At 40.5% G+C, this 26869-nt stretch carries 18 protein-coding genes and 1 tRNA gene; 12 read left to right on the top strand and 7 right to left on the bottom strand.

The features are described 5' to 3' along the window. Both IM797_RS04480 and IM797_RS04475 read left to right on the top strand, forming a co-directional pair. A complete protein-coding gene (locus IM797_RS04480) occupies positions 1 to 2289 on the top strand; it encodes a Gldg family protein (RefSeq protein ID WP_194125881.1) in 2289 nt (762 codons plus the stop codon). A 581-nt stretch (positions 2290 to 2870) separates the two neighbouring features. Continuing rightward, positions 2871 to 2944 (top strand) — tRNA-Pro (locus IM797_RS04475). 144 nt (positions 2945 to 3088) lie between these two features. On the opposite strand, the gene IM797_RS04470 is transcribed toward IM797_RS04475, so the two are convergent. Next, a complete protein-coding gene (locus IM797_RS04470; RefSeq protein ID WP_194125880.1) occupies positions 3089 to 3757 on the bottom strand; it encodes a hypothetical protein in 669 nt (222 codons plus the stop codon). Between the two features lie 486 nt (positions 3758 to 4243). Continuing rightward, complete coding sequence (locus IM797_RS04465) at positions 4244 to 4681, bottom strand: HIT family protein (protein ID WP_194125879.1); 438 nt, start codon at positions 4679 to 4681, stop codon at positions 4244 to 4246. Between the two features lie 240 nt (positions 4682 to 4921). On the opposite strand from IM797_RS04465, the gene IM797_RS04460 reads away from it, so the two are divergent. Further along, positions 4922 to 5497 carry a Crp/Fnr family transcriptional regulator gene (locus IM797_RS04460; protein WP_194125878.1) on the top strand — a complete coding sequence of 192 codons (576 nt, stop codon included), beginning with the start codon at positions 4922 to 4924 and terminating at the stop codon, positions 5495 to 5497. Between the two features lie 54 nt (positions 5498 to 5551). After that, positions 5552 to 6322, top strand: coding sequence for a hypothetical protein (locus IM797_RS04455; protein ID WP_194125877.1), 771 nt, complete (start codon positions 5552 to 5554; stop codon positions 6320 to 6322). 1 nt (position 6323) lies between these two features. On the opposite strand, the gene IM797_RS04450 is transcribed toward IM797_RS04455, so the two are convergent. From IM797_RS04450 to IM797_RS04440, 3 genes are all read right to left on the bottom strand, one after another. Further along, a complete protein-coding gene (locus IM797_RS04450; RefSeq protein ID WP_194125876.1) occupies positions 6324 to 7121 on the bottom strand; it encodes a DUF4846 domain-containing protein in 798 nt (265 codons plus the stop codon). A gap of 32 nt (positions 7122 to 7153) precedes the next feature. Next, positions 7154 to 8044, bottom strand: a complete 891-nt coding sequence (locus tag IM797_RS04445; protein WP_194125875.1) for an AraC family transcriptional regulator — start codon at positions 8042 to 8044, stop codon at positions 7154 to 7156. Between the two features lie 82 nt (positions 8045 to 8126). After that, a complete protein-coding gene (locus tag IM797_RS04440; RefSeq protein WP_194125874.1) occupies positions 8127 to 8945 on the bottom strand; it encodes an SDR family NAD(P)-dependent oxidoreductase in 819 nt (272 codons plus the stop codon). A gap of 256 nt (positions 8946 to 9201) precedes the next feature. Between IM797_RS04440 and IM797_RS04435 the strand changes: the two genes are divergently transcribed. The 7 genes from IM797_RS04435 (at position 9202) to IM797_RS04405 (ending at position 23599) form a co-directional block, all read left to right on the top strand. Continuing rightward, positions 9202 to 11574 carry an ABC transporter permease gene (locus IM797_RS04435; protein WP_194125873.1) on the top strand — a complete coding sequence of 791 codons (2373 nt, stop codon included), beginning with the start codon at positions 9202 to 9204 and terminating at the stop codon, positions 11572 to 11574. Positions 11575 to 11992: 418 nt separating this feature from the next. Further along, positions 11993 to 12562, top strand: a complete 570-nt coding sequence (locus IM797_RS04430; protein WP_228098706.1) for an RNA polymerase sigma-70 factor — start codon at positions 11993 to 11995, stop codon at positions 12560 to 12562. Between the two features lie 108 nt (positions 12563 to 12670). Further along, a complete protein-coding gene (locus IM797_RS04425) occupies positions 12671 to 13777 on the top strand; it encodes a FecR family protein (protein ID WP_194125872.1) in 1107 nt (368 codons plus the stop codon). A 293-nt stretch (positions 13778 to 14070) separates the two neighbouring features. After that, positions 14071 to 17604, top strand: a complete 3534-nt coding sequence (locus IM797_RS04420) for a SusC/RagA family TonB-linked outer membrane protein (protein WP_194125871.1) — start codon at positions 14071 to 14073, stop codon at positions 17602 to 17604. A gap of 10 nt (positions 17605 to 17614) precedes the next feature. Continuing rightward, positions 17615 to 18985, top strand: coding sequence for a RagB/SusD family nutrient uptake outer membrane protein (locus IM797_RS04415; RefSeq protein WP_194125870.1), 1371 nt, complete (start codon positions 17615 to 17617; stop codon positions 18983 to 18985). 39 nt (positions 18986 to 19024) lie between these two features. Then, complete coding sequence (locus tag IM797_RS04410) at positions 19025 to 21022, top strand: TlpA disulfide reductase family protein (RefSeq protein ID WP_194125869.1); 1998 nt, start codon at positions 19025 to 19027, stop codon at positions 21020 to 21022. Beyond that, positions 21023 to 23599, top strand: coding sequence for a prolyl oligopeptidase family serine peptidase (locus tag IM797_RS04405; protein WP_194125868.1), 2577 nt, complete (start codon positions 21023 to 21025; stop codon positions 23597 to 23599). It abuts the gene before it with no gap. A gap of 54 nt (positions 23600 to 23653) precedes the next feature. On the opposite strand, the gene IM797_RS04400 is transcribed toward IM797_RS04405, so the two are convergent. Then, the gene (locus IM797_RS04400; protein ID WP_194125867.1) at positions 23654 to 24331 is read right to left on the bottom strand and encodes a LytTR family DNA-binding domain-containing protein; all 678 of its coding nucleotides are present in this window, start codon (positions 24329 to 24331) and stop codon (positions 23654 to 23656) included. After that, complete coding sequence (locus IM797_RS04395) at positions 24328 to 25422, bottom strand: sensor histidine kinase (protein WP_194125866.1); 1095 nt, start codon at positions 25420 to 25422, stop codon at positions 24328 to 24330. Before IM797_RS04395 ends, IM797_RS04400 begins: the two co-directional genes overlap by 4 nt. A gap of 159 nt (positions 25423 to 25581) precedes the next feature. Between IM797_RS04395 and IM797_RS04390 the strand changes: the two genes are divergently transcribed. Further along, positions 25582 to 26832 carry a cation:dicarboxylate symporter family transporter gene (locus tag IM797_RS04390; protein ID WP_194125865.1) on the top strand — a complete coding sequence of 417 codons (1251 nt, stop codon included), beginning with the start codon at positions 25582 to 25584 and terminating at the stop codon, positions 26830 to 26832. Positions 26833 to 26869: the final 37 nt, after the last annotated feature.

Genomic DNA, 26869 nt, shown 5'->3' with positions numbered 1-26869 from the left:
ATGAAGAAAATCATACAGATAGCCAGGCTGGAGCTCAGCCTGCTATTTTATTCACCCATTGCCTGGTTGTTACTCATTGCAATGTTTGTGCAATTGAGCATGGCTGCTATGCCGGTGCTGCCATCTCTGGCAGGTATACCCGGGCTCAGTTTTTTAACGAGCACCCTATTTACGAAGCCAGGTCAGGGAGTTTTAGCAGGAATATTAAAAACTATCTACCTGTACATCCCACTGATTACCATGGGTATCATCAGCAGGGAAACCAGCAGCGGAAGCATTAAATTGCTTTATTCCTCACCGGTAAAGTTAAGCCAGGTGATTTATGGGAAATTTGCAGCCATGCTGATCTATAACCTGATGATCATTGGCTTATTGGTTTTGTTTGTACTCCTTGGCGCTTTATATATTCCTCATTTTGATTATCCCCACATTTTGGTGGCTTTACTGGCAATTTTCCTGCTGATGAGCGCTTATGCTGCCATCGGGATTTTTGTTTCCAGTTTAACGACTTACCAGGCAGTGGCCGCCATCAGTACCTTTGTGATGCTGGCGGTTATGAATTATATTGGAACAATAGGGCAAGACCTTGATTTTATCCGTGACCTGACGCATAGTCTTTCTATGCCAAGTCGTACGGAACGCATGCTGGAAGGTTTATTGAATACCAGGGACGTGATTTATTATGTGCTGATCACGGGGATGTTCCTGACTTTTACCATTACCAAATTAGCATTGGAAAGACAATCCAAAACGGTAACACAACAAGCTTTTCGATATATAGCTATTCTATTGTTGTGTTTAACCATTGCCTATCTCAGTTCCCGGCAGCCGATGATTGCCTATTACGATGCCACGGCAACCAAGACGAATACCATTACCAAAAGTTCCCAGAAGATTCTTAAGGATATGGGCGAAGATCCGGTAGAAGTAACTGCATATATCAATGGACTGGATGATTCTTATACTAGAGTGGCACCAGCTGAGCGCATTGCAAATATTGCCCGTTGGGAACCCTATTTGCGTTTTAAACCCAATATTAACCTCAAATGGGTGTACTATTATGACTCTGTTCCAGGAATCACACCTTTTTTGATTGAGCAGAAAATGAGTTTCAAAAAATATGTGAACATGGCCTCAAATATCATGGGTATTGATATTTTGGATTTTATGAATCCACAGGAGATCAAAAAGCAAATCGATTTACGTGGCGAGAGTGCCCGTTTGGTGATGCAGTTGAAGTATAAAGGGAAAACGACCTTTTTAAGGACCTTTCCGTCTCCCGATGCAGAATTCTGGCCGGGAGAGGCAGAAATTGCAGCTGCTTTGAAACGCCTGACTGTCACTGTGCCTAAAGTGGTCTTTGCAACGGATGGTTATCAGCGTAGCATGGACAAGCTGGGTGACCGGGATTATAAAGTGCTTTTCAACAACAAATATTCAAGAAGTTCGCTCATTAACCAGGGATTTGATGTGGACAGCGTTTCTTTAGAACATGGGGAGATTCCAAAGGGTATTTCGGCTCTGGTCATTGCCGATCCCAGGGTGGAATATACGGCTGCAGCCAAAGCAAAGTTACAAAAATACATCGCTGAAGGCGGAAATTTAATGATTGCCGGAGAGCCAGGTAAGCAAAATGTGATCAATCCTTTATTGGATTCGCTGGGTGTTCAAATGTTAAAGGGAACGATTCTTCAACGCAGCAGAGATTATTCTTATGACCTGGTTACTCCGAATTTTGCAGCCGGTGCAGTAGCCATGGATCAAAGCTTGCAAGCCTTTTATCAATATGCCGGGGTCGTATCTATGCCAGGTGTAGCTGCCTTAGACTATGTTAAAAACAAATCTTTCGATGTACATCCACTGTTGATGAGCAATGCCCAGACCAGTTGGATCAAAAAAGGTAAGTTTGTACTGGATTCGGCAGCATTGACATTTGAACCAATGAATGGCGACCAGCAGGGGAGCTTTCCAACAGCATTGATGCTGACGAGAAAAGTAAATCATAAAGAACAACGAATCGTTGTCAGTTCTGATGCTGACTTTTTTAGCAATGCAGAACTAAATAGAAACAATTTGCAAGCCTACAATACCACCTTAATCCTGAGTGTTTTTCGCTGGTTTTCCTACGGGGAATTTCCGGTAGAGGTGAGTCGGCCAGCGTCTAGAGACAACAGTTTAACGATGACTAAAACGAATGCGGAAACGATTCAGATCTTGTATTATTTTGTCATTCCCGGAGCGCTCTTCCTGATTGGTTTAATTTTGCTAATCCGTAGAAAACGTAAATAACCATGAACCATCTATTAGAATCCATTAGCTGAGCCTTTCTCCTTACCATTGGCCGTTATTTCATAATCGCAGGTATCTTTTTTTTAGTTTTTTACCTGCTTATCCCCAAAAGTCTGCTGCGAAATAAAATTCAAAGCAGGCTTGCGGGCAAGGCCGATTTTCTTAGGGATATCTTTCTCCCTCGACTTCCTATTCCTTCCATTTTCTGGAAGCTATAGCAGAGGGGGCGGTGATCATTCTGCTGGTTTTTACGATGTCCTTGCATCCTCTAACCATCGGCTTATTTGTATTTTCTTCTTTTATAATCCACTTTTGGAAGTAACTAGCTAACAAAAACTTCCAGCCGATAAAATATTGAATTGAAAAACAACTTGTTAGATAAAAACTGAATTAATTATTTTAATAGTATCTAAATTAACGTACATTTGTGCCAGTCAAAAAAATCGAATATTAATAAATTATTATATCGAGGCTAACTTTTTAAGATCATGCAAGAAATGGTTCGAAAATTGTTCTGCCAGGACGACATCAATTACTTGGAAAAGTAGTTTAATATTGACCAGTAAAAACAGATACCAGTTCGGGGTGTAGCGTAGCCCGGTATCGCGCCTGCTTTGGGAGCAGGAGGTCGTAGGTTCGAATCCTGCCACCCCGACACAACCAAAAAAGCCTTTAGATCGCAAGATTTAAAGGCTTTTTTGTTTTTTGAGTTCAATGCTTTAAATCTCATTACGAACATAATCATTACCTTATCTTAATAATTCTTATTGTTATGACAGGCTAATTCTCTATGGATTTATTAACTAGTTTTTACTGTTACATCAAGGATGTCGTCATAAGTCGCATACCAACAATTATGACCAAACAGACTAAACGAATATAGAGCTATGTCTTTGTCATTTATTAAAACCGTAGGGACTTTATGAGGATAAATGGCATTAAAGGCAAGTGTCTTAATCAGGAAGTGAACATTATTTACCACAAGGGATTGATCATTCTCATTATACTCGTCAGGTATGTATTCTATTTTTTTGATTTCAAAATTATTCTCCGAAATACTGATAAATGCTCTATAGACAACTTCCCCTGTCCAGCTTCTGGTAAAATAAATAATGTCGTCCCAGCCGTAAATATCCCATTTATCCTCCATACATTTTGCTTTATAAGCAGCGCCTTCGATTTTTGAACCATTATGTGGATAGATAAGGCTAATATTAATAGTTTTACTTTCAGGTATTTCAGTATTAGTCAATTCTTTTCCAATGCTATGCCTTTGCTTATTGAACAATTCAGCCACATATTTATCTTTAGTGAAAGCAAGAATATGTTGTGTAAAACTTCTAATATCAAGAATCCGCTTATTAAACGGATTATGTTCATTTATCTCATGCCAAGTAAATTCATATTTTGGGTGGTCGTTTTGGAACGTTTCCGGTTCTTTTAATTTCTTTTTAAATAATCTAAACATAAGAGGACTCTAACTAAGCCAATATAATTTAAATATTTTATATTCAATCAAAAGCAAAAGGTATTACTGTCGAGAGCTCTTTAGTGTATTGGATATTATCTCCAGTCTCTTTACAACAATAGGGATTTCCAAGTTAAAAAGCTCGTTGGCGTCTCAGTTCATGCAATTGTTTATGAAAACTTACTTCTTCCATATGTAGATTGACTGTATGCTTTTACGAGTTTAAAAGTATCCTTTAAGCTTTAATAAAAAAAATCCCACGAAATTGTCCAAAAAAAAACAAACCAATAAAATCTTGTTGCTTGTTGGTCGGTTTAGCTGCATACTTACGGCGGCTAAATCCTTCGGTTCAGCTGGCACACTGAAAGGGATATAACAGGTACATAACAGGAATGTAACAGGGGTTCGATAGGACTTATAGGCCTGTTTTACTCCTGGAATACTCCTCTTATATACTTGTTATAGCACCAGTTCAGCAGAAGGATGCTATGCTTCAAAATCAAGCACCCCCTTAATTTTTTCAACAACTTCGGCATATTCTGCGTCAGAAAGTGCTACTTTTTGCGGGTTCATTTCAAAAACTCCACCAAAGCCATAGCCATCTTTATACTTAGGGACAATATGCATATGTAGATGAGAAATGGTGTCGGCATATGCACCATAATTAATCTTATCCGGATTAAATGCCGTAGCAATAGCTTTCGCTACTTTGGCAACATCTTTCATAAATGCATTGCGTTGCTCGTCACTCAATTCATGAAACTCAACCCCGTGGTCTTTGTAAACCACGTTACACCGGCCAGGATGTGATTGTTCTTTGAACAAAAACAGCTGGGAAACTTCTAAATCTCCAATTTTAATCATTAAACGGTGTAGTGTTTCATTGTTTTGGCAATACAGGCATTCTGAAATCGGCGTAGGCATAGTTTGGTTTTAGGTAATTTGATTCAAATTTTAGCTGAAGGCAAATTTAGAAATACTAAGCAGAGTTAATGTAAAAAGTAAAATTAATTCATCACGCTCCAAACTTAGCAGCCATAGGGTGCCGTCTGCGTCAAATGCTATGGTTATTATGTTGTTATTCATTTTACTTTTTGTAATTTTCTGGCGGCAAAATTCAGTATTTACAATAAATTAGTAAAGGACATTTGTCCTGAGTAAACTATGTTACGAACCAATCAATCCTTTTTAAGCTATTTAGAACAGCTTTACAAAGCACAGCCGCACAAAGAAGATATCGTACTGAAATCATTTTCAAAAGGTGAAAGACTATTTGTACAGCATGAAACAACGTCCAAAATTATGCTGATCAAAAGCGGGCTAACCAAATGCTTTTTTACAGAGGACGATGATAATGAATATATTCTTGAATTTCTGGGCGAAGGTGAAATTATAGGCGAAATTGAATTGATCCGTAAAATCCCTTGCTTATGTAATGTAGAAGCGATGACAAATGTAACCGTATACGCCATTGCCATACCGTATTTTACGGATTTGCTTAAAAATGACATCGGTTTAAACAATTTGTTGCTGGATGTTTATGCTGAACGCATTGTCAATACTTCGAGCCGTGCTTCTTACCAGCAATTGTACACAACAGAATATAGTTTAGCGAAGCTGATGGAGTTGCAGAAAAAACATGGAATTGAAATTTCAAAAGAGGAAATGGCGGCATATCTAGGCATTACAATCAGGAGCCTGAACAGCGCATTAAAAAATCAAAATTCATCGACTTCGTAAACAAAAGTATTACTTTCCTGCTTATACTGCTGTACATTAACCCAAACAAGCAAGATGATCAATATAAAACATACCCTGAAAATTTTATGCATACCTTTATTGTTGCTCATCCATGCCTGCCAGTCTTCCTTATCAGAAGGTAAAGTAGATGATTTATCGCTAATAGGTGCAAGGATTGAGGTCACTCAGAATCTAACCGACCAAAAAGATAATGGAGTAAGCATCCACCTGTTCGACAAAGATGGCCGGACCATTGCCAACAGAGCCATCAAAATAAAGGTGAACAACATCGATCTGGATTTTTATCAAAGACAGGAATTGTATTATACCACGACCACGAATTACATCACCAGTAATATGCCGGTTGCTAAACTGTATAACTTTGAAATCGTTTTAACCAATGGAAAGACTTATTTTTTGGGTAAAGTAACCCCTTTGGCAGAAGTTAATGACAATGATATTATCTATGATAAAACCGGAAAATTTGATCAGGATTTTCTCATTTCCTGGAAAAACTTAAAGGAGATCAACGAACTTTACATTAGTAAGGGTGTCAAGTTGAAGACTTCAACGGAGCTGGAGCAAAATTACAGTGGCGACTCAGTTATTACCAGGCAAATTAAGCCCTATGGGAGCTATATCGTGCCTAAGTCAAAGTATATCGATTCAATATCGATCATCAGCGATCTGAATTTCAAATTTAACGCTTTAAAGTCGGGTCGTGTAAATCCCGATCTGGTCAAAGACAGCCAGATTACCATTTCCGGCACTATTGAGAAGAGCGTAGATTTTGACGAGGAGAGCCAGGAAAAAAAAGGCCGGTAATTTATGGCCAGCGATATAGTGAATTGCCCGCAAATACCCATTCTGGTGTAACCAGTTCGTTTGTAAACTTATCGCTGTACCAGGGATCTCTGGATTTTGGGTTTTTGAGGATATGGATGCTCTGGGCGGGCATATAGCTTTGGGCCAAAAGAAAACGCTTTTCTCCGGCGGCGTTGACTGCTAAATCCATCACAAGCACAGCATGCCCTGGAGAACCACCTTTTAAAAAGACATCACCTGCGCGAAGCTCAGCTATATTGGCTACCGGCGTCAACTCTCTGCTTAGTGACAAGGTGCCGGCAAAAGTGAAAACGGTCTGCAAATAATCATCAAAAGCACTCCGGCTTTCAGAAACACTTGTTGATTTTACTTTGATCAACCTGTCTTTTTTCAGTACAAAACGATAGCCTTTCCGCCAGGAGGCATAATCCATTACTGTCCCATCTGTGGCCGTAAAAGCAATTTTCTCATATTGTTTTTTTGAATATCTCCACTCTGCATAAAGACGCATTACCGCATCCGCGCATTGTTGTAAATCCCTTTTCCCAATGCTGATGTCCAGTACGGCATACTGTGCCTGCTGGTTCTGTTTCTTTGCGCCATTATAGAGGTATACGGTCTTGTCTTTCTTAAGATGAATGTGCCTTAACCAATCGGCGAACGAACCAGGTTCTGCCTTAATACGCTTAAAATTAGCTGGAACTGGGATGTTACCGCTTTGCTGTGCAAAAACTGGTGCAAGCAAGAAACTGAGCATGCTGAAGAGGAATAGGGCACTTACAATCGGTCTGTTTTTCATGGCTTTTGATACTTGTTTTATAGTGGTACAGCTCAATTGGGGATCTGTTTTTTAAAGGCATTCGGACTAAGTCCAACTTCTTTTTTAAACAGTCGTGAAAAATACGATAAATTTTCAAACCCCAGCGCATAAGCAATTTCAGAGATATTTTGATTGTCGCCCATCAATCTGTTTTTTGCTTCGGATATGAGGTAGATGTGGATGTGTTCCAGTGCGGTTTTTCCACTCTCTAACTTTAACATACTGCTGAGATATCCGGGGGATATATTTAGCTTTTCGGCCATATAATTTACAGAGGGTAAGCCTTTGATGCCCAGAAGTCCGCCGGCTACATATCGGTCCAGTTCTTCATTGAACTTCGTAACGGTTTTTGCTGAAATGTCTGAGCGATTGATGAATTGTCTTTTATAAAAGCGCTGGGCATATTTGAGCAAGGTATCTATATTTGCCAAAATAATCTCACGGCTATATTCATCCTGGTTGTTGAAATATTCATTCTCTATTTTCTCATACAATTCCCACATTGTCTTTTCTTCTTTCGGCGAAAGATGCAGCGCCTCATTGGTTTCGTAATCGAAATAATGATATTTTTTAATTTCATTGTGCAATAAATGGCCATTTAAAAAATCTTCATGGATAAAAATTAAGAAACCATCTTCGTCCAGTTCCAGATTTTTCATTTCTATGATCTGTTGTGGCTTAAAAAATAACATAGAGCCACATTCATGATCGTATTTTGTACGGCCATATTTGATGATCCCGGATTTTAATTTTTTCAGTCCGATCAAATAAAAATCACTGGTAAATTCCCTGTCACCAATGGAACAGGTCTTGTTACATTGGTAAATACTGAACAATGGATTTTCAGGAGCAGGAAATCCGTTGTCCCGATGTAAATCACTTAGAATTTTATAATGTTTCATGAGCAACAAATAAAATAAACCACAATCTACAAAAATAGTCGGGTAGATTGTGGTTTATGGTTGAAAATTAACGATCATTTAGTTAGTGTCCATGCGCTGCAACTGCAACATCTTTCCAGTCTTCAAATTCTGCCAATCGCGCAGCATAAACTTCTTTTAGTACCGGATAAGCCACTTTGCCCAACAGAAAGTGCAAGGGCGGGTTTTCGCTGTCGATCAACTTAAGTACCGCAGGAGTTGTGGTCTCCGGATTGCCCCAGCTATCTGGTGTTGCGCCTTTAAAAAATGCGTCCCTAACCGGAGCATAAGCTTCATTAGGTTCAGTTTGAAATGCTGATGCACCAGACCAGTCGGTCGAGAAACCATTAGGCTCAATTAAGCTTACTTTAATGCCAAAACCTTTAACCTCAGCGGCAAGGGTTTCTGTTAAGCCGTTAACAGCATATTTTGAGGCATTGTAAATGCCAAGAATGGGCAGACTCACCAGGCCAAGGAAACTCGATACCTGAATGATATGTCCGTTGCCTTGTGCCCGCATCACAGGTAGAATTGCTTGCGTAACCCAAAGTAAGCCGAAAAAGTTAGTTTCCATTTGCGCACGTGCCTGCTCCTCTGTTGTTTCTTCAATTGCGCCAAATAAGCCAAAGCCAGCGTTATTAATCAACACATCAATACGCCCAAAATGATTGTTTACTTTTTCTACGGCCTCAAAAACAGCGCTTCTGTCATTTACGTTCAATTGAACAGGAAGTACCGCAGTTCCGAATTCAGCAACCAGGTCGTTCAGATCGTCTATATTTCTTGCAGTCGCAGCAACTTTATCGCCACGTTTTAAAAGGGCTGTTGCCCATAATTTACCAAAGCCACGAGAGGCACCGGTGATTAAAATTATTTTAGACATTGCTTTAATTTTTAAATTGTTTTTTAATACAGGACAAATTTATGCTGTTATTTAAAGCAGGATTTATACAAAACAGGGAAGAAATAGCACATATCCAAGTTTATCCTTGTACAGTTTCGATCAGTTACGTTCGATAATGAACAGGTAAATTCGCTAAGCCCGGAAAATAGTGCCTTTGTAGCGCTTAGGATTGAATGTATACATTTGGCATGTAGATTGGCCATGCCGTCGAAAACATATCCGATTAAATTATCATATGCTTAAAAACTACATCAAGCTGGGCATTCGTAACCTGAGAAAACACAAGTTATCCTCATTTATCAATATTTCTGGACTGGCCCTGGCTGTAGGCTGTTGCCTAATGGTCTTTGAATATGCGCATTGGGCAATGCATCAGGATGCTTTTAATAGCAAAATAGACCGGCTGTTTGTCGTCGAAAGAATGAATGATAAAAATGCTGAACAGCAATATTATGGCGATAGTCCTGCTCCAATGGGCCAAGCATTGAAAAATGACTTTCCGCAGGTTAAAAATGTTGCAAGGTTAAATTATACAGGGGTCGTGATCAAACAAAAAGACAATGTGTTTAGCGACAAAGTGACTTTTGTTGATGATGATTTCTATAAAATGTTTGATTATTCGATAAAGTGGGGCGACAAGAAAAATTTCACTGATCAGGACGGGATTGTGCTGACTTCCGAATTGTCAGAAAAACTGTTTGGCCATAACAATGCAGTTGGAAATTCATTGGCTATCATTTTTACTGTGAATGGCAAAAGTGTATCCACAAATTTTATCGTGAAGGGTATTTTTGACCGATATCCATCCAATGCCTCCTTCGGTTTTTCTGCACTTGTGCCACGTTCCAGAATGGCTTCTTTAGGTATAACGAAAACGGCCGATTGGAAAGAAAAGAGTAACATCACGTTCATTGAAATTGCCGGAGAATCGGCCTTGTCATCCATTAAAGCTCAGGATAAAAAATATGTGGATTTGTACAATATAGTACATCCGGATGATCAGATTTCTGCTTTTCACTATCAACCGCTGAGAACGATGAACTTCCATTCCTATAAAGTAGCGGGAAGCTATTTCAATACCATGGAGCCTATTGGCCTGATCATGCTCATTGTGATTGCCATTTCGATCTTATTAATGGTGTATTTCAATTATATCAATATCGTGGTGGCTTCTGCTTCTAGCAGGTTAAAAGAAATTAGTGTCAGAAAAGTAATGGGTAGTAGCAGAAATCAGATCATTTTTCAATTTATTGTCGAAAACCTGATCATTTGTATCCTTGCCGTTTTCCTTGGCTTGCTGTTGGCCGAGGTATTCTTTTTTCCCTGGTTTAGCTCGATAGCAGGATTCGATTTAGGCACTCGGTTTTTTCTGAATTTTAGAACCTGGTTGGCCGCACTACTATTGATCCTGGTTTCGGCTTTAAGTGCTGCGGTATATCCATCATTTTATATTTCTTCATTAAACACCATCAGCATGATGAAGGGAAATGCTAAAATGGGCAGCAAAAACCACTTCAGGAAGATTTTATTAGGTATTCAATTTTTTCTAACCTTCATTTCAATTGCTACGGCTATTGCATTTATGCAGGAAACGAAACAGATTAAACATAAATCCTGGGGATATCAGCCTGAAAAAAATGTCGTTGTAAACCTGGATCAAACTGCAGCCTACGGTGTTTTTAGCACAGCATTGCAGCAGCAGCAAGGAATTGCATCGGTTACCGGATCAGTTCAGCCCCTTGGTAATTACAGTAAAGAAATTCAGGTTAAAAATGAAGGTAAAACATCGCGTGTTAAAAGCATCAGTGTATTGCCTGGTTTTATTGGACAGCTGGGAATGAAGTTGATGGAAGGTCGCGACTTTGGTGAAAAACGGTTGTCTGACCAAACAGATGCGGTCATTGTAAATCTGGCTTTTTTAAAAATGATGAACTGGACAACTGCTATCGGGAAACGCGTTCAATATCTTGATCATCAGTATATGGTTGTCGGATTGCTCGATGATTTTCATTATGAGAGCTTTGAGTATGCAGTTGCACCCATAGTTTTGATGAAGGCAAAACCGGAAGAAGTGAAGTTTGTTTACATTAAAAAATCATCAGGCTTATTTTCTAATACACATCAGGGAATCAAAAACATCTGGCAGCAGTTATATCCAAATCTTCCATTTGATTTTTATGATCAGGACCAGGTATTTAATGGATATTTCAGAGGTTTCTCGACAATTTCAGAGGTACTGACTGTCACTTCCCTGTTGATGACGCTGATTTCCATTTCAGGTGTTTTTGGCTTAGCACTGATTATTTTAGGAAAAAGAATGAAGGAAATCAGCGTTCGAAAAGTTTTGGGTGCTGATCTCGTTCATATTGTATATTTGATTTACAAAGAATTTCTCTTTGCCTTGTTGTTCGCTATCGGACTCGGGATACCACTTTCTTTCTTCCTGACGCGTACCATGTTCAACCAGTTGTCTTCAGCGTCAGAGTTTTCGTTGCTGCCCATCGTATGGTCTGTAATTGCTTTGGTATTTACTACTTTAATCAGTGTGTCCTGGCACATTACCAAAGCTAGTCAGGCCAGTATTTCTAAATATTTGAAAGAGGAGTAAGGTTTTTAATTCATGACCTGGTTTTCAAAATCAACAATCGTTACTCCCTTTTGGGGGACATTTTTTAGTGGTCTAATAGGCAGCTTCCAGCAGGCATATAAATACTGTTTATATGGTGCTGCTTTTGAATAACTATGGAATTAGTTTTGTCGAACGAGAGTCGGACAAGAGTCGGACAAAACAGCCCATATATTCGACTTGGTTAATAGATCAGAAAAACGAAGGTATGACGTCTGAAAAACTGCTTAAAAATTCCTGAAACCGGTGGCTGAATAATGGTGATGGATCTTAAATCTACGCTAAATTTGTTGGTTTTCAAAAATAAGGTTATTGTAATAAATGCAAGTAGTCCGGTTTCTTTTAAGAATAAATTCATAACATTGTAATACAGTGTTAACGATCGTAGGGATAAATTCACATGGCTGCTTATACCAAAATTACGGATATTGAATTGTTAGCGATGCTGATTGAAGGAGATGTTGAGGCTTTCAATGAGATCTACAATCGTTACGCCAGTGTGATGTTTGGTTCTGCTTATAATATTCTGAGAGATAAACATACCTGTATGGATCTGGTGCAGGAAGTTTTCGAGTGGTTTTGGGCACATCGGGACAAATTGGTGGTTACCAATTGCAAGGCTTATCTCATTACAGCTGTGAAATTCAAAACAAGTAATTACATCCGCAACAACAAGGTACCCAGAAAATTCTTTGATGAATTGTCTGACCTGGAAATTACAGGAGATAATGAAGAAGCTTTGTTAGAAGTAAAACAACTGATGGATTTTATCAGGAATTGCTCAGAAACCTTACCCTCGCGTTGCCGGGAAATATTTCAGTTGAGCAGGTACGAGCAATTGAGTCATAAAGAAATAGCCCTCCGACTTGGGGTGTCAGAAAAAACAGTGGAGAATCAAATGACCATTGCCCTGAAGAAATTAAAGAAAGATCTGGCAAATGGCCAGTTTTATGTCTTCTTTTTGTTGTAGTTTCAAGCTATTTGGCGTTTTGTTAAATTAATTTAAAATTTTCTTTAAATCTTTTGGGGGGTGGTTCAATTTATTGTGCCTTACAGTTTAGAACCATGTGGTATCAATATGAATAGGGAAGAATACATCGAGATTGCAGGTAAATTGGCAGACGGATTGGCGACTGAACATGAAGTTAGACAATTTAATGCCTACTATAACCAATATCAGTCTGTTTATCCAGAGTGGGATCGGGTAATGGCATCAGAGAAAAAAGCAATACTGGATACCATGCACCAAAGGATCAACAAGACCATCAACGAGAAAAATGGTGGAAGACGGATCCGTTTAACCCGTTGGATGAGCGCTATAGCAGCTGTTTTGGCGATTGTTGTATTTGGTATATATTTCTTCAGCCAGAACAGTCAGCAATCAATTTACAAAAATGACCTGGCACCCGGCCGGAATAAAGCGGTGTTAACTTTGGCCAATGGCAAGAAAATCAATTTAAGTGATGCCAAATCGGGTATTGTGATCAAAGCATCGCAATTGACCTACACTGATGGAGCTGCAATAGTAGCCATTGCAGGAAAAAAAGCAGAAATAACTACAATCAGCACCCCGAGGGGTGGACAATACAATATAGAATTACCTGATGGTACAACTGTAGCCTTAAATGCAGCCAGTACATTGAAGTTTCCTGCAACATTTTCGGGCGCCAACAATAGGTTGGTTGAATTGTCGGGCGAAGGTTACTTCGAAGTTGCTAAAGATAAAAAACATCCCTTTATTGTTAAAAGCGCAGGGCAGGAGGTTGAAGTGCTGGGTACACATTTTAACCTCAATGCTTATGCAGATGAACGCGCTGTAGCCACAACTTTAGTAGAAGGTTCGGTCAAAGTAAGTTCAGGTAGTCATGTTCAGGTGATCAAACCCGGTGAACAGGCATTAAGTAATGGTTCCGGGATTCGGGTTAATCCTGTGAACATTGAGAACGTTACAGATTGGAAAGAAGGCGCTTTTTCCCTGAATCACCTGGATTTTAAATCGGCCATGCGGAAAATTTCCAGGTGGTACGACGTGGATGTGATTTACGAAGGTGCATTTCCGGACGACATGGAATCCGGGGGCTGGATTTCCAGAAGTAACCCATTGTCGGCGGTCTTGAAATTAATCGAATCCTCTGGCCAGGTCCATTTTAGATTGGAAGGAAAGAAATTATATGTATCAAAGTAATTTGATAAACTGATATACACGGATTAACGTATGTAATTAACGAATGTTTCACAATTTAAAGGGAGAATATGAGGAGATATTTACGACAGAAAAGCTAGGGTAAAAAACAAACCAGAAGTGCGACTAACACTCCTGGTTCTGTTAAGTAAACAATCAAAAAATCAACTGTAAAACCGCAGGTGCCTACCGTGGAAAGTAAGGGCATACTGCTTAACCTAACAAAACAAATGTATAAAAATTATACTAGGAAACCCGGTATAACAAGGTTGTTATGCCATAAAATACTGCTAATTATGCGATTAACCACCGTTATATTGATAGCATCCCTATTGCAGGTCAGTGCCGCTACGTTTGGCCAGAGCATAACTATTGCAAAGAAAAATATATCACTTGAAACTGTGTTGATGGAAATTCACAAGCAGAGTGGATATGATTTTTATTACGATGGTAAAACTATTCCTGAAAGTTACCTCCTGGATATTTCTGTAAACAAGGTCACTGTAAATGACGCTTTAAAAAGTGCTTTGGCAGGACTAGGCCTGGTTTATAAGATTGAGGGAAAAATGGTGACCATTAAAAAGGAAGCTACACCTTCCTTTTTGGAAAGAGTAGCTGCCAAATTTGCGGCCATAAATGTCTCAGGTGTCGTGGTAGACGAGGAAGGTATTCCTTTGGCTGGTGCTACAGTCATTGTAAAAGGCACCAACAAATCTACCCAAACCAGTACTACCGGAAATTTTATGCTGACAGGTGTGCAGGAGAAAGCAATCATCAGTATCAGCTATATCGGATTTGCAGTGAAGGAAGTTAAGGCTGCTGAACAGCTTGGGCGTATTACCATGACTGCATCCACAAGCGATTTAGGTGAAGTTTCTGTATTTTCTACTGGTTACGAGACCATATCTAAAGAGCGGGCTACAGGATCCGTTACGGTCATTACAGCAAAAATGCTGGAAGAAACACCGACTATAAGTCTGATAGACAGGTTGGAAGGTCGGGTGCCCGGGGTTCGTTTTGATAATAAATCCAATACGATCCAGATCAGAAGTTCTAACAATTATTCCAACAATACAGCGCCTTTGATTGTCGTTGATGGTTTTCCCCTGATTGCGAAAGGTGATGCCCAGACTTTGAACAACATGACAAACTCGCCTGCAAGTGCCAACTCTTTGTTGAGCAATTTTAATCCTGCGGATATTGAGCAGATCACATTTTTGAAAGATGCTGCGGCAACTTCTATATGGGGGGCAAGAGGGGCCAATGGGGTAATTGTCATCACCACCAAGAAAGGTAAAAAAGGAGCGCCTTCTATTGCCTTAAATTATACTTTTGGTGTTTCTCAGCCCCAGTCTTTATCCAAATTAAACTGGATGAACAGCGCACAATATGTTGATCTGGAGCAGGAAATGGTAACTAAGGGCTTCCTGGTCGATCCAAAGTTGACAACAGGTTCTAATGCGCTTTACGTGAGAAATAACAGTGAAGCCACAGAGTGGATGTACCGGGTAAGCAGGGGTACAGCTACAGCGGCCGAAAGAGATGCGGCTTTGGGGCTCATTTCTGCAAGGAACAACCAGGCCCAGATTGAAGACCTTTTGTTTCAGAATGCCATTACGCAACAGTATAACTTAAGTGTTTCGGGCGGTTCCGAAAATACATCTTATTACATCTCGGGAAACTACAATTCAGACCGGCCGGTTTATAAAAGTAATCAGGCCAGCAATGCTTTTTTGAATGCAGCAACAACCAGCGAGTTTTTCAATAATAGAGTAACACTTCGTACAGGATTAAATTACCAGTATGCTAAATCAGTGTATAATGGTGCGGCTATAGATGCACTTTCCGTTTCCAACACTGCTTTAAGGCCTTATGATTTATTACTTGATGAAAACGGCAACACCATTAAAAGAAATTCGATTTTTGTCAATTCAATTGCTGATGACTTTGTTGCAAAAGGTTATCTCCCTTTTAGTTATAACGCAGTTGATGAACTGAATTATTCCAAGCCGGTTTCTAAAACCAATCAGGTTCGTTTTACTGCCGACCTGAATGGCAAAATCACGTCCTGGATGAATGTGGATTTATCGGCGATGTCGCAGCGCACATTTTCCAATATGGTTTCCATTAATGAAATTGATGGCTATACCTCCCGTATATTGGTCAATACAGGCACTTCTATAGGTACCAATGGGAAATTGGTTTACGGTGTACCTTTGGGCGGTACTTACAATACCACGGACGGAAATGCTTACGACAATACATTCAGGGGACAGCTGAATTTTAATCCTACCTGGGGCAGACACCAGCTGGTTGCACTTGCCGGTACAGAAATGCGGGAAACCTATAGCAAATCTTACGGTTCGACAAGATATGGTTATAATGGTGACACCAATACCTCCCAATCTACCAATGCCATAACCCCTTACACAACTTTATATGGCTATACTCAACCAATAGGAGATAACCTGGGCGCTATTAGTGAGAAAATCAGCCGTTATTTGTCTTATTATGCCAATGCTTCTTATACTTTCGACCAAAAGTATATTGTCAGCGGTAGTGTGCGCTTTGACGACTTTACCCTGCTTGGTGTAGACCGGAGCAAAAGGGCAATTCCATTGTGGTCTGCCGGTTTGAAGTGGAATGCAAAAAATGAACGTTTTCTGCAGGAAGTAAACTGGCTGAGCAATGTTAGTTTGCGGGCTACCCTGGGTACCGGCGGTAGTGTGCCATTGGCCGGCTCAAATATTACCGTAATTAACGTTTCTGGAACCGACAGCCGGACAGGTCAGCCGATTGCATCGATCAGCAATCCTGGCAATGACCAATTGGGCTGGGAAACTACAAAAACCCTGAACGGAGGATTGGATGCCTCATTGTTTAACGATAGGTTATCCTTCAACTTTGACATTTATAGCAAAAGAACCAAGGGAATTTTAACCTCACTTCCTTACAACGCCACTTATGGCTGGAGTACCCTGCAGTTCAATGCGGCAACGCTTTCTGGTCATGGTTATGAATTTGGCATCAACGGACAGATCATCAGGTCTAATAACTTCAAGTGGAGCACGGTTTTGAATTTTGGCTATGCAACGAGTAAAGTTTCTGACGTACGTTTTATCAACAACACATCCACTGTTGTGAATGGTGGGACAGCTGTAAAAGGACTTCCAATTGGCTATATGTATGTTTATCGCGCTGCGGGACTGGACAGTAAAGGGCAGACCCAGATATATGACCGGAACAACAACATCATCAGCAATACCACCAATTTAACGACTGCGTTTACCAAAGAGGATTTGAAATATGCAGGGGTAACCGTAGCACCATATTCAGGTGGGTTTTTTAACAATGTAAGTTATAAGGGCCTGATGCTTGGCATTCAGATCAGTTATTACCTGGGACATGTATTCCTGAAACCTGCGGTTTCGAATTACCCTACATTTGAAGGTTCGTATACCGGTGTGATCGGTCGCCAATTGGAACTGGCTTACAGATGGCGTCAGCCCGGTGATGAGGCCACAACGAATGTTCCGGGGCTAACAGGCGTAAATTTCAATAGCATCAACAGATATAGGTTCTCTGACGATCTGGTTAGAAAGGCTGACAATGTTCGCTTACAGCAAATCTCATTGGGATATACTGTTCCGCAGAAATACCTTCCAAAAGGCGTGTTCAAATCTCTTTCGGTAAGTGCCAATATGCGGAATATCGGATTGCTCTGGACAGCAAATAAAGAAGGACTTGATCCTCAGTACTTAAATAATACCAATTTTTCAAGCCTTTCTCCAACGCCTAGTTATGTGTTTGGCTTAAATGCATCATTTTAATTTAAAAGACATGAAGAACTATATTTATACTTTGCTGATTGTGCTGACAGTTGCCAGCAGTTGCAGAAAATATGTAGAGGTAGAACAAATTGGTGTGCGCGCACTGAAGTACACTTCGGATTACAGAAATTTAATGAATGATAATGGTGCACTGGAAAGTGGCTACGGGTATCCAATTCTTTCTGGAGATGATACTTATATCTATGACGCCACAAGACAGGCCAACATTAGTGACATTTATGCGGCTACTTATACCTGGCGTGAAAAATACCTGACCGAAGCCCAGGGAGATTCTGATTGGGAAAAGATGTATAAAGCCATTTATTCTTGTAATGAAGTGATCAAGGGCGTATTGTCGAGTCAAAAAGGCACGGAGACTGAAAAACAACAGATTTATGCCGAAGCCATTGTTCACCGTGCCTATTTTTATCTGACCCTGGTCAATATGTATGGAAAGCAATATGATGAAACAACGGCTGCTACAGATTTAGGCGTTCCTTTATTGCTTACGCCTGATTTATTTGTAAAACTAAACCGGGCTACTGTTAAATCAGTATATGATCAGGTGGTCAAAGATTTAAAGTATTCGGTTAGCCTGTTGCCTGCTTTGCCGGATTACAATGTCAGACCGGCAAAGGTTTCAGCTTATGCCTTACTGGCGAGAACCTATTTGAACCAGCGCAATTTTACGCAGGCTGCTTTATATAGTGACAGTGCACTGGCGATTCAAAGCGGCCTGATTGATCTGAAAGACTTTAGCACATCTACTACAGCTTTTCCAAAAAGGCTGAATGATCCTGAAATTATGCTTTCTAAAAACATTACCGGAAGTTTTACCGCTATCCCAATCAACAACGATGTGCTGGCCTTACTGGGGACAAATGATTTACGATATACCCTGTTTACCAATACAAGAGGTGCATACGGAAATTCCTTCGCCGCTACTTTTACGGGGCGTGCCTATTGGCGATACAATTTAAACGGTGAATTTGTCATCCCGATTGGCCCATCTGTACCCGAAATGATGCTGATCAAAGCAGAATGTGCAGCCCGGGCCGGTAATGCTGTGCTGGCTATGGATCTGGTCAATAAACTTCGGATAAAACGCTTTACTACGGCAAATTATGTCGTAGCCACTGCTGCGAATGCCGCCGACGCTTTAGTAAAGGTTATTGATGAGCGCAAACGTGAGTTTTTTGGGCGTGGTTTCAGGTGGTTTGATCAGAAACGTTTAAACAAGGATGCCGCCTTTGCCGCTACGGTGACCAGGGTATTCAAAGATGTTACTTATACCCTGGAGCCAAATAGTGTACGTTATGTTTATCCGATTGGTGATAAATACATTCTGTTGAACCCGGAGCTGGAGCAAAATCCACGATAATAGCTGAATAAATCAAACGTATTAAATTAATAAAACTATATGAATTCTAAATGGATAGGGCTATTCCTATGGGTCATGGTTATGGCCACTACTGGCTATGGCCAGCAAAAAGAAAGTCGTGTTAAGGATTGGGGAATTCCCCAGGCCGGAGCGCCATTAAATGTGACTTACACACCTGAAGGTGGTCCTTTACAAGGTCGTAAAGTAGTAAAAGGTATCATTTATCTGTACAACAACTACAAATGGGCTGTGGACGATCTGGACTTAATTTATCAAAATAAAAGCTGGGTAGGGAAATATCCCCTGCCTGCAAATTGTGCTTTTTTTGCCATTAAGTTTGTAGCAGAAGAGGATCATAAAATTGTAGCTTCAGACAACAACGGCGACTTTGGGTTCCTGGCAACAACCGTTGGTAAGAACAATGGGAAACTTCCTGGTGGATCGCTGGCCTGGGGTATGTTCAGAAAGCCTGAATTCAATAAAGCGCCACAAGGTTATTTCGATAAAGCGAATATCAGTGACGAGGCGCTTGAAATGTGGGTTCGTAAGGAAATGAAAGATTATCCACGCAATGTACCTGTGTTTTTTGATATTTACCTGGCGATGCTGAAACTGAGTAAGCCCGAGGAGTTTCCTGTGCTGGCCAGGCGCAATCTTCAGAAATTAGCTGCCTTACCAGGTTTAACAGAACAGACCTACCAGATCATTTACGATTCCTATAATTTTCTTTTGAAGGATAAAGCAGCAGCAGATTCGGTCAAAGCAGTAATACTTCAGAAGTTTCCTAATGGTAAAATGCAAAGAATGGCAGGAATGGTTCAGACCAATTCGGCATTAACCGCAAGTTCAGGAGTGGAGCCTGTAGCAGCATTCCTTAAGCGTTTTCCAGTCAGCGAATACAGAAAAGACTCGGTTTTGACGCAGAATTATATCTATTATAACTTTTACAGACAGCTTGGTACTTATTTCTTCGATTCTGCCAGGTTTGATGAGCTGAGGGTTTTTATCCCGGAAATGGACTTCCAAAGTTTAAATGAAGTGTACCGGTTCAATGTTACCCGCGCATTTCTATCTAAAAGAGTACCTCTGGAAAAAATCTATCCCATAGCCAAAATTCTCATTGACTCGACCATTAGTAAAAAATCCGATGGTTCATTTATGCAGGAGACTACTTATACGCCTAAACAGGCCAATTACCTTGCATCTGTGCAACTGGATCAGCGCTTATATCTTCACATCAGGATTTTACATCAAATGCAAAGAGATAAAGAAGCTTTGGCTTATATGAATGAAATCAGTCTGGAAGGTAAGTTTGCTGATGCTGATGTGAATGAGGTCAGAATATCCGTGTACAGAAATACCGGCAATGCCAACCTGGTGAAGCCTGCCCTGGAGGGTGGACTGCGCGTTAATAAAGCAACACCGGTAATGCTGCAGGAACTTAAGGCCATGTATCTCAAAGATAAAGGCGATACTCTCGGTTATGAGTCTTATCTCAGTAAGCTAAAGGAAAAATCACTGGTAGATCAGGATAAACAGCATGTACTCAGCAATATGATTAAACAGCCTGTAAAATCTTTTGTGCTTAAAGATCTCAGTGGTAAAAATGTAAATACAGCCTTATTGAAGGATCAGATCATTGTCCTCGATTTCTGGGCCACTTGGTGCTATCCTTGTAAAATGGCCTTTCCTGGTATGCAGATGCTGGTAGACCATTATCAGAATGATCAAAAAGTGGCTTTCTATTTCATATCTACCATGGAACGTAAACCGTCCTATAAGGAAGATGTCGCTAAATATCTTAAAACATCAGGCTTTAGATTTAATGTGCTGTTTGACGATAAAAATCCGGCGACCGGGCATAATGACCGGGTTTTTAAAACCATGACACCTTTTTTCAATTCTTCGGCTATTCCACGTAAGGTGGTGATAAAAAACGGAGTGATCAGGTATACGTCTGAAGGGTACAATGGAAGTCCGAGTGGTCTGTTCGACGAATTGTCTTACGTGATTGAAATTTTAAAATCAGAGAAATAAATGAAAAAGTATATTGTATTGCTGATCTGGCTTGGCTTTTTTGCCCCCTCTGCTTTCTCTCAGTTAAAAATGCTCGATACGGCTTCGTATAATCAATGGCGAAGCATTGCTATTCCGAATTTGTCTTACACAGGCGAATGGGTGTTGTATAGTTATCAAAATGAAGCTCAAGGGCTTAAGCATTTGCGTAACACAAAAACGCAGCGGGAAGTTATTTTGAAAGACATCAGCAGTGCTGAATTTTTTAACCGTGGTCAGTGGCTTAAATACTCGGCCAAAGGCAAGGGCCAGGATTCTACTTTTTTAATGCGGTTAAGCGATGGTAAAAAGATATACTGGACAAAAGCACCTTATTTTACTGTGTCTAAAATATCCGGTGTGGTTGTGTACACCAAACGTGTCAACAACGTAAACCAGGTGGTTATGCTGAACATTGAAAAAGGGGACAGCCTGACCATTGACAGTATAGGGAAGTATAAGTTATTGAACGAGAATGGAGCAATCGTGTATATACGTGATCAGGAATTGCTTTACAGGTCGCTTAAAGTAGCGAAGCCCCGGCTTATTTATGCTGGTGATGTAACGGATTTTTCATTCAATGAAGGAGATCAGACCGGTCGGTTTTTATCTGGACAAAAGATTTTTAGTTTTAGTACTTCAGTGCCTCGGTATGCTGAGGTGCTGGATTTTTCAACGATTACAGCTCCGGCTGGCTACCGCCTGGTACCCCGTTTATATGAGCTGAGCATTGCCACTAAGCAATTGGAAATGGAACTTCTTCCCATAGCGGAAAAGGCAAGTGCTGCTGCAACGGGAAAAGAAAATATGCTTGTTCGGAAAAAACCTGCGTTTAATCTGGAATTGTGGACCTGGAATGAATTTCCATCACGCCGGCTTCAACGACGTGGCCGGTCGGCAGCCGATCCGGATCCTAAATTCATTTATAACTTTGACGAAAAGAAATGGACCTCTGTTTTACCAGTTAAGTCGGGCTTTGTATACGTTCCGAATGCTGAAAAGTACGACTACCTACTTTCTACCGATCCGGTTCCTTACCAGAAAATGGTGGATTGGCGATATGGAAATAATTCGGACATCTATGCGATAGATGTGCGCACCGGTAAACGCAAATTGGTATTGAAGGATGCTTATACTTTGCCTGAGTGGAGCCCAAACGGTAAATATGGGGTGATTTACAATTCCCAGGAAAAAGAATGGCAGGTATTTGATCCGGCAAAGGTTGAGTTTGCAGGATTTAGCAGTCAATTGGCTTATCCTGTTTATGACGAAAGCCATGACAAACCGAACCCGGCCGCTTCCTACGGTCTTGCCGGCTGGGTGGATGGAACCAGTATTGCGGTATACGACCGTTATGACATTTGGGTTATAGACCTTTCCGGGCGTAGAAAGGCCTATGCTTTAACTCAGGGATTTGGCCGCCGCAATCAAATTTCCTTACGATTACAAGGTGCAAGTTTTAAGGCAAACCTGGACCTGGGTAAACCACTTTTGCTGCAGAGTTTCAACGAAAAAAGTAAGTCTCATGGCATTTACCGGTTGAGTTCAGGAAAGCTTGAGAAATTAGCAGATTATCCAGATTATAGCGTGAAAATTCTGGCAAAATCCGATGATGGAAAGGCATTTCTTTTTACAAAAGAGAGTTACCGTATTTTTCCGGACATCTGGTTAGGAAATGAAAATCTTGCCAGGCAACAACAATTGACACAAGCCAACCCTCAGCAAAAAAACTTCAGATGGGGAAGGGCGAAGGTGGTTGAATGGAAAAATTTTGAAGGCAGACAAAATCAGGGGCTGTTGTATTTGCCGGAGGATTATGATCCGAAAAAATCCTACCCGGTGATTGTTGATTTTTACGAAACGCATTCAGAGCATTTAAACGAATACCAGACACCACTTTACAGTACCTGTACGATCAACATTCCAACGTATGTGAGCAAGGGATATATCGTGTTCAGGCCAGATGTACTTTTTACCGTGGGAAAACCCGCTGAAAGTGCTTACAGTTCAGTGCTGAGCGGTACCGAGGCCTTAATTGAACGGGGGATCGCCGACCGGAATCACATCGGATTGCAGGGACATAGCTACTCCGGGTATCTGGTCGCTTATCTGGCCACAAGGACCAACCTGTTTAAATGTATCAATATCGGAGCGGGTGTTGTGAACATCACTTCAAATTATACCGCTTTGCGTGGCAATGGCGCGCCTAACTTATTCAAATATGAGGTTGAACAGGGCCGAATGGGAAAAAGCTTATGGGAGGATACTTCCGGTTATATATCGAACTCGGCTATTTTTAAAGCTGATAAAATACAAAGCCCTTTGCTGATCCTGCACAATGACAATGATGGGGCCGTTCCTTTCTCGCAGGGATTAGATTTATTCCTGGCCATGCGCAGGCTTCAGAAACCAGCATGGTTGTTAAATTACAAGGGAGAAGGGCATACGCTTGACGGTTTAGCTGCCCAGCAAGACTGGACTGAGCGGATGGAACAGTTTTTTGATCACTATTTAAAGGATCAGGCGATGCCTGCCTGGATGCTGGATGGAATGAATTAAATGCAATCCATTAATCTAGGGCAGACCACTCTTGTCAAAACTCGGGTGGTCTGCTCATTTCAGATTGTCCTTATAGGTTCTGCCAATAGGTAATTGCTTTCCATCTTTAAGCACGACAAATTGAGAGTTGTATGACCTGATATTTTCCCTCTGAACGATATAGGACTTGTGTATCCTGATGAAACCCAGTTTAATATTCTTTTCGCTAAAATCAGATAAACGTTGCAATACCATATACTGTTTAAATCTGGTCATGATTTTTAGGTACTCTCCAAAACCCTCAATCCATTGAATGTCAGTAATGAGTATTTTGTTGATCATGTAATCGGCTTTAACGATGATGTAATCTTTTGCGTTGCTTGACTCCTGGAAGCTGAAAAAGTCCAATGCCTTGCGCACAGCCTTTGTCAGTCTTTCAGGGAAAACCGGCTTCACCAGGTAATCTATCACATCCAGTTCGTAGGCTTGTGCGGCATGGGTAGGGTCGGCGGTTATAAAGATGACCAGCTTATCCGGATGGACAATTTTTGCCAGTTCTATTCCAGAAATTTCCGGCATCTCGATGTCCAGAATGAGGAGGTCAACCGGATTGGTTTTGATAAATTCAATGGCTTGATCTGCCCTGGTAAAGCAGGCGGTCAGGTTGATCTCGGGAATTTCTTTGCAGTAGTTTTTGATGAGTTCTAATGCTGGAAGCTCATCGTCAACATAGATGGCGTTTAAATTCGTCATATTTTGATCGTTAAAATGGTAGAATACGTTGTTTCTGATTCTTCTACCATAAATTGATGGTTTTCCGGATATTCCGATTCCATAATGGTTTTAAGTACTTTCAAGCCAATACCCTTGTAGTTTTGATCTGATCTTTCATAAGATCTGGACGATTTAGAATTGCGGATGTGAAAGCAAAGTTCCTCGTTTTGCAGACTCAGCTTGATCGTAATGAATGCATGTTCATCTACCCCCAATGCAGAATGCTTGATTGCATTTTCAAATAAGGTGAAATAAATGGTTGGGGGAATTTCAATAATACCGAAATATTCATCATAGGTATAATCGAAGACGAGGTTGAGGCCCTGGGCATATTTAAGCTGATAAAGACTGCTCAATGCAAGGATCATCTCTATTTCTTTTTCCAATACTATTCTTTTCTTTGCTACATCGTAGGTCGTGTATTGCAGCAAAAGGCTCAGTTGTTTAATGAGATTTGCGGCACTGCTGTCCTGTTTATAGCTATGCGAGTAAATGTTGTTTAAGGTATTGAAGAGAAAATGCGGGTTGATCTTTGACTTCATCAAATCAAGTTCAGCCTCCTTTTTTAAGGCTTCCATTTTAACCAGTTCCCTTTCCACAATCAGTTTGTATTTGGAAATTCCCAGCATGGAGGCAATGAGTACAATCATCAATTGGCTGACATATACTAAAATCAAAAAGGCATTTTCTTTGTGGTGTAGCCCTGCAAACAAGGCAGGTTCTATCAAAATTCTGATCAGGCAGGATAGGATGTAAACTACACTGGTATAGCGGATGTATGCTTCGTACTTCTTGTTTTCATAATATTCAGGGACAAGTTTTTGAAAGCAAAACAGGTATAAGGTAATATTGACGATCAGCATAAACAACCAGCGGAATATGCCTTCTTTCCAATCGAACCACTCCAGATACAGGTACAGATTCGCAGACGAAAAGGCCAGCCAGAATATGATGTGTTGAATGTTGATGACATCTGGCCATTTCTTATAAAAAAGAGGCTTCAGTAATTTCTTTTCAAAAGAAAGGCGAAGCATCAGGACCAGAAGAAATAGATTGAACAATAGAACCATTGGTGTTTGAAATGAAAAATTAGGGCATTGGTTTATATTTTCTGTTGTTCATTGATTTTATTCGGAGCTAACAAATTAATTGTTTGACTTTTAATTCTGCCAGTCGCTATTTTAACATCGCTATGGCCCGAACCAGATATAAAAGTACAAAATTTAACCATGAGCAGCTATTCCAATTTCAATTCTCAACCCAAGCCCGGGCAAAATCGCAGTTTTGCTAAGAAACTTTTCAGCAATTTAACTTTTTGGGTACTCATCGCCATTATTGCAGGTGTGCTGTTGGGAAATTACTGGCCATCGACTGCTGTTCAGATGGAATATATCGGTAAAACATTTATAGAAATCATAAAGCTTTTTATAGGGCCAATTATTTTCTTAACGATTGTTCTTGGAATAAGTGGTATGGGGGATTTGAAGAAGGTAGGACGGATTGGCATCAAATCACTTTTCTACTTTGAAGTCGTGTCTACCCTCTCTTTAGCTATAGGGGTCGTAATGGCATTGTTAATTAAACCCGGTCATATCGATAAATCTAAACTGCAGATGCAGAATGCATCGAAATATACCAGTGGACCGCCAAAGGACTTTGATTGGATCGGCTTCTTTTTACACAATTTCACATTACAGGTTTTACTTGCAGCCCTGATTGTGGGTCTGGTGTTAAATTATTCTAAACATCGTTTAAAAGTGGTGTCTGTTTTAGGTGTTGCATCGGAATGGGTTTTTAAAGGTTTAAAGTATGTCATGTACCTGGCACCTCTTGGCGCTTTTGGAGGAATGGCTTATACCGTTGGGAAGTTTGGTTTGCATACCCTGGTGCCTCTTGCTAAACTAATGGGCGCTGTTTATCTGACCATGGGTATTTTCATCTTTCTGGTTTTAGGCGGGATTATGAAATATTACAAGATGAGTATCTGGAAGTTTATCAAATATATCCAGGAAGAACTGTTACTTGTATTGGGTACTTCATCCTCAGAGTCGGCATTGCCTTCCATTATGCAAAAACTTGAAAAAATGGGCTGTAGCAAATCTGTTGTCGGGTTGGTGGTGCCTACAGGCTACTCATTTAACCTGGATGGGACTTCAATTTATTTATCCATGTCGGTCATTTTTCTGGCCCAGTTGTACAATGTACAGCTCAGTTTTTTTGAGCTGCTGAGCATCATCGGGATCCTGATGGTCACCTCTAAAGGTGCAGCTGGTGTGACCGGTAGTGGCTTTATTGTGCTGGCCTCTACTTTAACCGCACTTCATAAAATCCCGGTAGAAGGCCTTGCCTTTTTACTGGGTGTAGATAAGTTTATGAGCGAAGCCAGGGCCCTGACTAACATAATTGGAAATGGGGTAGCAGCAATTGTAATCGCAAAAAGCGAGCGGGAATTTCATCCGCCCGCAGCGGAGCTTGTTTGACACGTATTTTTCTCAGTATATTAGTCCCGCGGTTATG

This window comes from Pedobacter sp. MC2016-24 (assembly GCF_015223055.1).
Taxonomy (GTDB): Bacteria; Bacteroidota; Bacteroidia; order Sphingobacteriales; family Sphingobacteriaceae; genus Pedobacter.
Note: the sequence above shows the minus strand (reverse complement) of the source record. Positions and strands in the feature narration are given on the sequence as shown.